This is a genomic window from Dietzia sp. B19 (assembly GCF_014145155.1).
Lineage (GTDB): Bacteria > Actinomycetota > Actinomycetes > Mycobacteriales > Mycobacteriaceae > Dietzia > Dietzia natronolimnaea.
Genome location: NZ_JAALED010000063.1, coordinates 1 through 5,976, shown reverse-complemented (window position 1 = coordinate 5,976; position 5,976 = coordinate 1). Strand labels below are relative to the sequence as shown.

The 5,976-nt window shown below is 70.5% G+C and carries 4 protein-coding genes and 1 pseudogene; all 5 read right to left on the bottom strand.

Going from position 1 to position 5,976, the window contains the following annotated elements:
• Window positions 1-96: 96 nt before the first annotated feature.
• Window positions 97-477 carry a nitrite reductase small subunit NirD gene (gene nirD, locus G6020_RS02640; RefSeq protein WP_182609571.1) on the bottom strand — a complete coding sequence of 127 codons (381 nt, stop codon included), beginning with the start codon at window positions 475-477 and terminating at the stop codon, window positions 97-99.
• Window positions 478-507: 30 nt separating this feature from the next.
• The gene (gene nirB / locus G6020_RS02635) at window positions 508-3,033 is read right to left on the bottom strand and encodes a nitrite reductase large subunit NirB (protein ID WP_182609570.1); all 2,526 of its coding nucleotides are present in this window, start codon (window positions 3,031-3,033) and stop codon (window positions 508-510) included.
• 145 nt (window positions 3,034-3,178) lie between these two features.
• Window positions 3,179-3,865, bottom strand: coding sequence for a DUF3239 domain-containing protein (locus G6020_RS02630; protein ID WP_182609569.1), 687 nt, complete (start codon window positions 3,863-3,865; stop codon window positions 3,179-3,181).
• Between the two features lie 57 nt (window positions 3,866-3,922).
• Entirely contained in the window at window positions 3,923-5,590 is a 1,668-nt protein-coding gene (locus G6020_RS02625; protein WP_179524654.1) for a DNA repair helicase XPB, read from the bottom strand.
• A gap of 103 nt (window positions 5,591-5,693) precedes the next feature.
• Window positions 5,694-5,976: pseudogene (locus G6020_RS02620) on the bottom strand (hypothetical protein); the annotation flags it as partial.

Sequence of the window (5,976 nt, the reverse complement as noted above, 5' to 3'; positions counted from 1 at the left end):
CGGTCAGGCGCCACCACGTGGATCCACGCGGTGGCGCCTGACGTCTCTCGTGGGTTCCGGCGGTGCCGCCTCCGTGCGGCGATCCGGTGCGCCCGGCTACGCGGCGAGCCGGCTCCCCTGGTGCCGGATCGCGGCCTCGGTGGAGACCAGGACGGTGCCGTCGACGACCCTGGCCGGGAACACGGACAGTCCGTACGACTCGTCGTCGACCCCGCGCCCGTCCTCCAAGGCGTAGGCCTGCTTGCCGATGGGGGAGATGGCCACGGGGACCCCCCCGCGGTCGCCGACGAGACCACGGCTCATCACGGCGGCCCGGGCGATCGGGTCGATGTTGCACAGGGCGTGGACACTGCCGTCGTCCAGGAGGTAGACGGCGATCTGTCGGCCGTCGGGCAGCAGGGCGGCGACGCCCCGCCCCGGGATGAGCCGCTCGAGGGGGCAGACCTCGATCTCGGTGGGGGACAGGAGTGCGGTCATGACGGTGTCCTTTCGGGGGTTCGGGTTGGGTCAGACTCGTGCGGGCATCGCGGGGGAGCCGAGGAGGACCGGGACCTTGCGGCCGTCCTTCTCCTCGAACTCGACGGTGGGGTCCGGGGACTCGGGCGCGTTGACGAAGGACACGAACCGGGCGAGCTTGTCGGGGTCGTCCAGAACCGCGGACCACTCGTCCACGTAGCCCGCGACGTGGGCCTCCATCCGACCCTCCAGCTCGGCGGCCAGGTCGAGGGAGTCGTCGCACACCACCTCGCGCAGGTGGTCGATGCCGCCGTCCAGCGATTCGAGCCAGGGCGCCATCCGCTGGAGCCGCTCGGCCGTCCGGACGTAGAACATCACCGTGCGGTCGATGTAGCGGATCAGCTCCTCGTCGGTCAGGTCACCGACGAGCAGTTGCGCGTGCCTGGGCGTCGCGCCCCCGTTGCCGCCGACGTACAGGTTCCAGCCGGTCTCGGTGGCGATCACGCCGACGTCCTTGCCGCGGGCCTCCGCGCATTCGCGCGCACACCCCGAGACCGCCATCTTGATCTTGTGGGGCGCGCGCAGTCCGCGGTAGCGGTTCTCCATCAGCACCGCCATCCCGACCGAGTCCTGCTGCCCGTAGCGGCACCACGAGGTGCCCACACAGCTCTTGACCGTGCGCAGCGACTTGCCGTAGGCGTGCCCCGACTCCATGCCGGCGTCCACGAGCCGCTTCCAGATCACCGGCAGTTCCTCGACGCGCGCACCGAACATGTCGATGCGCTGACCGCCGGTCACCTTGACGTACAGGTCGTGATCACGCGCGATCTCACCGATCACGATGAGTTGCTCCGCGGACACCTCGCCGCCCGGCATCCGGGGCACCACCGAATAGGTGCCGTTCTTCTGGATGTTGGCGAGGAAGTGGTCGTTGGTGTCCTGCAGTGCGGCCTGTTCCCCGTCGAGGACGTGGTCGGAACTGGTGGAGGCCAGGATGGACGCGACGGTGGGCTTGCAGATGTCGCAGCCGGACCCGTGGCCGAAGCGCTCGATCAGACCGGAGAAGGTCCGGATCCCGGTGACCGTGACGATCTCGAAGAGCTCCGACCGGGACTGCTCGAAGTGCTCACACAGCGCCGTCGACTGCTCGACCCCCTCCGCTTCGAGGACCTGCTTGAGCAGGGGGATACACGAGCCGCACGAGGTGCCGGCCCGGGTGCACGACTTGAGGTCGGCCACGTCGCATGCGCCGCCGCAGATGGCCTCGCGGACGTCGCCCTTGGTGACGGCGTTGCACGAGCAGATCTGCGCCTCGTCGGGGAGCGCCTCCACCCCGACCCCGGGATCGCTCCCGGTGGAGCGGGAGATGAGCGAGATCGGGTCGGCGGACGGCAGCGTGCGGCCGACGAGTGGCTTGAGCAGCGAGTACGGCCCGGAATCGCCGACGAACACCCCACCCAGGAGGGTCTGGGCGTCGTCGCTCATGACCAGCTTGGAGTAGGTCCCCGCGACGGGATCGTTGACCACCACCTCGAGGCAACCGGGCGTGACGCCGTGCGCGTCGCCGAAACTCGCCATGTCCACCCCGAGGAGCTTGAGTTTGGTGGACAGGTCGGCCCCGGTGAACTCCCCCTCGCCGCTGAGGATCGTGGCCGCGGCCACCTCGGCGGAGGTGTACCCGGGACCGACGAGCCCGTAGCAGGTGCCGTCGATGGCAGCGCACTCGCCGATCGCGTAGATGTTCGGGTCCGAGGTCCGGCAGGCGAGGTCGGTGAGGATGCCGCCCCGCTCGGCGGTGTCCAGACCGGAGAGCCGCGCGAGTTCGTCCCTCGGGCGGACGCCCGCCGAGAACACCACGAAGGCGGCGTCGACGACCGTGGTGACCCCCTCGTCGTCGGTGAGTCGGACGGTCAGCCCGTCGGGCGTCTCGGCGATCTCCGTGCCGGTCACCGAGAGGTGGATCTCGATCCCCAGTTCACGGATCAGCGACGCCAGGACATGGCCGCCGCCGGCGTCGACCTGCAGGGGCATGAGCCGGTCGTTGCGTTCGACCACGTGCGGCGTGAGCCCGAGCAGGCTCACGGCGTTGGCCGCCTCGAGGCCGAGCAACCCACCGCCGATCACGACGCCGTGGGAGCCCGTCCCGGCGCGTTCGGCGGCCGCGCGGATCCCGTCGAGATCGTCGAGGGTGCGGTAGACGTGACATCCCGGGAGGTCATGGCCGGGCACCGGTGGGACGAACGCCCGCGAGCCGGTCGCGAGGACCAGCGTGTCGTAGGCGATCCGCTCGCCCGACGAGAGTTCGACCTCCCCGGCCTCGCGGTCGATCGCGGTGACCAGGTGACCCGATCGCACGGTCACCCGCGGATCGGCGCCGTGCCGGGCGTCCTCGAGGTGGAGCGACTCGCGGTCCCACGCCCCGACGTAGGAGGAGAGGCCGACGCGGTCGTACGCCGGGTCCGTCTCCTCGCCGATCACCGTGACGGTGAGATCGGCGGTGGCCCACCGGGACGCGAGGGTGGAGACGAACCGGTGGGCGACCATTCCGTGTCCGACGACGACGATGTGCTCGGTCATGTGGAGACCTCCTTCTAGCCTGTGCCGACCAGGCTAGAAAGCGCGTGTTTCCGCGCAGTGGCGGCGGATCACGGTGCCGTGACGACTTGCTCACAGGTGGAGGAGCGTCGGGTGAGGCCCACGGTGTCGAGCGGTGGGAGGGCTCTCAGTCGAGTGGCACGAGGTTGGCCGGAGACGCCGACACCTCTCCGACCCGGTCGAGGTTCTGGCGCAGGGTCTCCCACTCGCCGGCCGGGATCTCCTTGGTCAGCCTCCGCAGCACGGTGGCGTCCGGGGTGGCCCAGGCGACGGGCATGGGGGAGATGAACTGGTAGAGGTTGTCGCCTCCGCGGGCGCTGCGGTTGCCCACCACGGCGACGCAGGGGACCCGCGTGCCCACGCGGACGTCGTGGCCCGGGATCTTCTCACAGCTGCGGACGGCCAGAGCGGGGAGCGAGCCCGCGGACCGGTCGACGGCGCGGTCGACCAGGGCCAGCAGGGTGAGCCCACGCGGTCGCACCTCGGCGACGATCGCCGGGACGAGTTCCGAGGTGGCGTAGGTGTGCGCCATGGATCCCATCTTCCGGGGGATGTACCCGATCATGGCCAGGCACCCGATCGCGAAGACGCCGGCCAGCGCGGCGATGATCCAGCCCCACGGCTCGAGGCCCGAGTAGAGCAGCATCCCGGTCCCGGCGGCGAGGACGACGACCCCGAGGATCCCGGCGGACCACTGCAGGCGACGCACCTCGGCCAGGCTCTCGTTGTTCTTCCGGACCCAGGCGTCGTCCACGGGGAAGTCGGCGAGGCGGTACTGCTCGTGAGGGGCGCGGGAGGTGCGATCGGAGGCCATGGACCCAGTATCCCAGGCGCCCCGGCGAGGGTGGGACGCCCAGGGCGGGCCGTGTGCTCAGCCGATCCCGGGCAGCTCCGGGCCGAGCAGGTCGTCGGCGTCGGTGATCCGGTAGGCGTAGCCCTGCTCGGCGAGGAACCGCTGGCGGTGAGCGGCGTACTCCGCGTCGAGGGTGTCCCGGGAGACCACGGAGTAGAAGTGCGCCTGTCCGCCGTCCTTCTTGGGGCGCAGGAGTCGCCCGAGCCGCTGGGCCTCCTCCTGCCGGGAGCCGAAGGTCCCGGAGACCTGCACGGCGACGCTCGCCTCCGGTAGGTCGATCGAGAAGTTGGCCACCTTGGACACCACCAGGGTGGAGATCTCCCCGGCGCGGAAGGCGTTGAAGAGCTTCTCCCGCTCCTTGTTGGAGGTGGAACCCTGGATCACCGGGGCGTCCAGCTCGACCCCCAGTTCCTCCAGTTGGTCCAGATAGGCGCCGATCACCAGCGTCGGGGCACCGGAGTGCCTGGCCAGGATCTGCTTCACCACCGCGATCTTGGTGCGGGCGGTCGAGCACAACTTGTACTTGTCCTCGGCCTCGGCGGTGGCGTACATCATCCGCTCGTTCTCGGTCAGCGTCACGCGGACCTCCACGCAGTCGGCCGGGGCGATCCACCCCTGCGCCTCGATGTCCTTCCAGGGGGCGTCGTAGCGCTTGGGGCCGATGAGGGAGAACACATCACCCTCCCGGCCGTCCTCACGGACCAGCGTGGCGGTGAGCCCGAGACGGCGACGCGACTGCAGGTCCGCGGTCATCCGGAAGACCGGTGCCGGGAGCAGGTGCACCTCGTCGTAGATCATCAGTCCCCAGTCCCGGGAGTCGAAGAGCTCCAGCGCCCGGTGCACGCCCTTGGTCTTGCGGGTGACGACCTGATACGTGGCGATGGTGACCGGGCGGATCTCCTTGCGTTCGCCCGAGTACTCGCCGATCTCGTCCTCCGTGAGCGTGGTCCGGGCGAGCAGTTCGCGCTTCCACTGCCGACCGGCGACGGTGTTGGTCACGAGGATGAGCGTGGTGGCCTTGGCGCGGGCCATCGCCGCCGCGCCGACCATGGTCTTGCCGGCCCCGCAGGGCAGGACGACGACGCCGGAGCCGCCCGCCCAGAAGGAGTCCGCGGCCATCTGTTGGTAGTCGCGGAGCTCCCAGGGCTCGGACTCGGTGGACAGGGAGATCTCATGCGCCTCGCCGTCGACGTACCCGGCCAGGTCCTCGGCCGGCCACCCCACCTTCAGCAACTCCTGCTTGAGCCGACCGCGCTCGGACGCGTGGACGATCACGGTGTCGGCGTCGATCTCCGCCCCGAGCATCGGGGCGATCTTCTTGTGTCGCCTGACCTCGGCGAGCACTGCGGCGTCGAGAGAGATGAGGGTGAGACCGTGGACCGGGCTCTTGACCAGTTGCAGCCGGCCGTAGCGGGCCATGGTGTCCGCGATGTCGACCAGGAGCGGCTGTGGGACGGGGAAGCGCGAGTAGGTGACGAGCACGTCGACGACCTGCTCGGCGTCGTGACCGGCGGCCCGCGCGTTCCACAGGGCGAGCGGCGTGATCCGGTAGGTGTGGACGTGTTCGGGGGCGCGCTCGAGTTCGGCGAACGGGGCCAGGGCCTGCCGGGCGTCGCCTGCCTGGTCGTGGTCGATCTCCAGCAGCACGGTCTTGTCCGACTGGACGATCAGCGGTCCACCACTCACTTCGGTTCTCCTCGGTTCTCGCGGGCCCGCGTGGGTCCGACCCTCCAGTGTCCCGGAAATCGCGACGGAGGGTCGGGCCGGCGGGTCGGGCCGGCGGGTGGGGTCAGCGGGTGGGGTCCACATCGGCCACCGAGATCACGCGGTGCAACGGCAGGGTCACGGCCTCGGCGGAATCGGGTTCCACCCCTTCGATCCGGCCCCCCGCGACGGAGACGGGGATGACGAGTCGCGACGTCGAGCGACCCTGCGCGTCGACCACGGAGACCGTGACCGCGGTGCCCGACCCCGCGGCCTCGTGCAGGCGGGCGATGGCGGCCTCACCCGTGTACCCGTCACCCGAGGAACCGCGCGCCGACCGCACGCGGTCGGCCGAGCGCATCGCCGTG

Coding starts and splice junctions, on each gene's coding strand:
- nirD (WP_182609571.1), bottom strand. CDS start 477: ATGACCGCACTCCTGTCCCCCACCGAGATCGAGGTCTGCCCCCTCGAG.
- nirB (WP_182609570.1), bottom strand. CDS start 3,033: ATGACCGAGCACATCGTCGTCGTCGGACACGGAATGGTCGCCCACCGG.
- G6020_RS02630 (WP_182609569.1), bottom strand. CDS start 3,865: ATGGCCTCCGATCGCACCTCCCGCGCCCCTCACGAGCAGTACCGCCTC.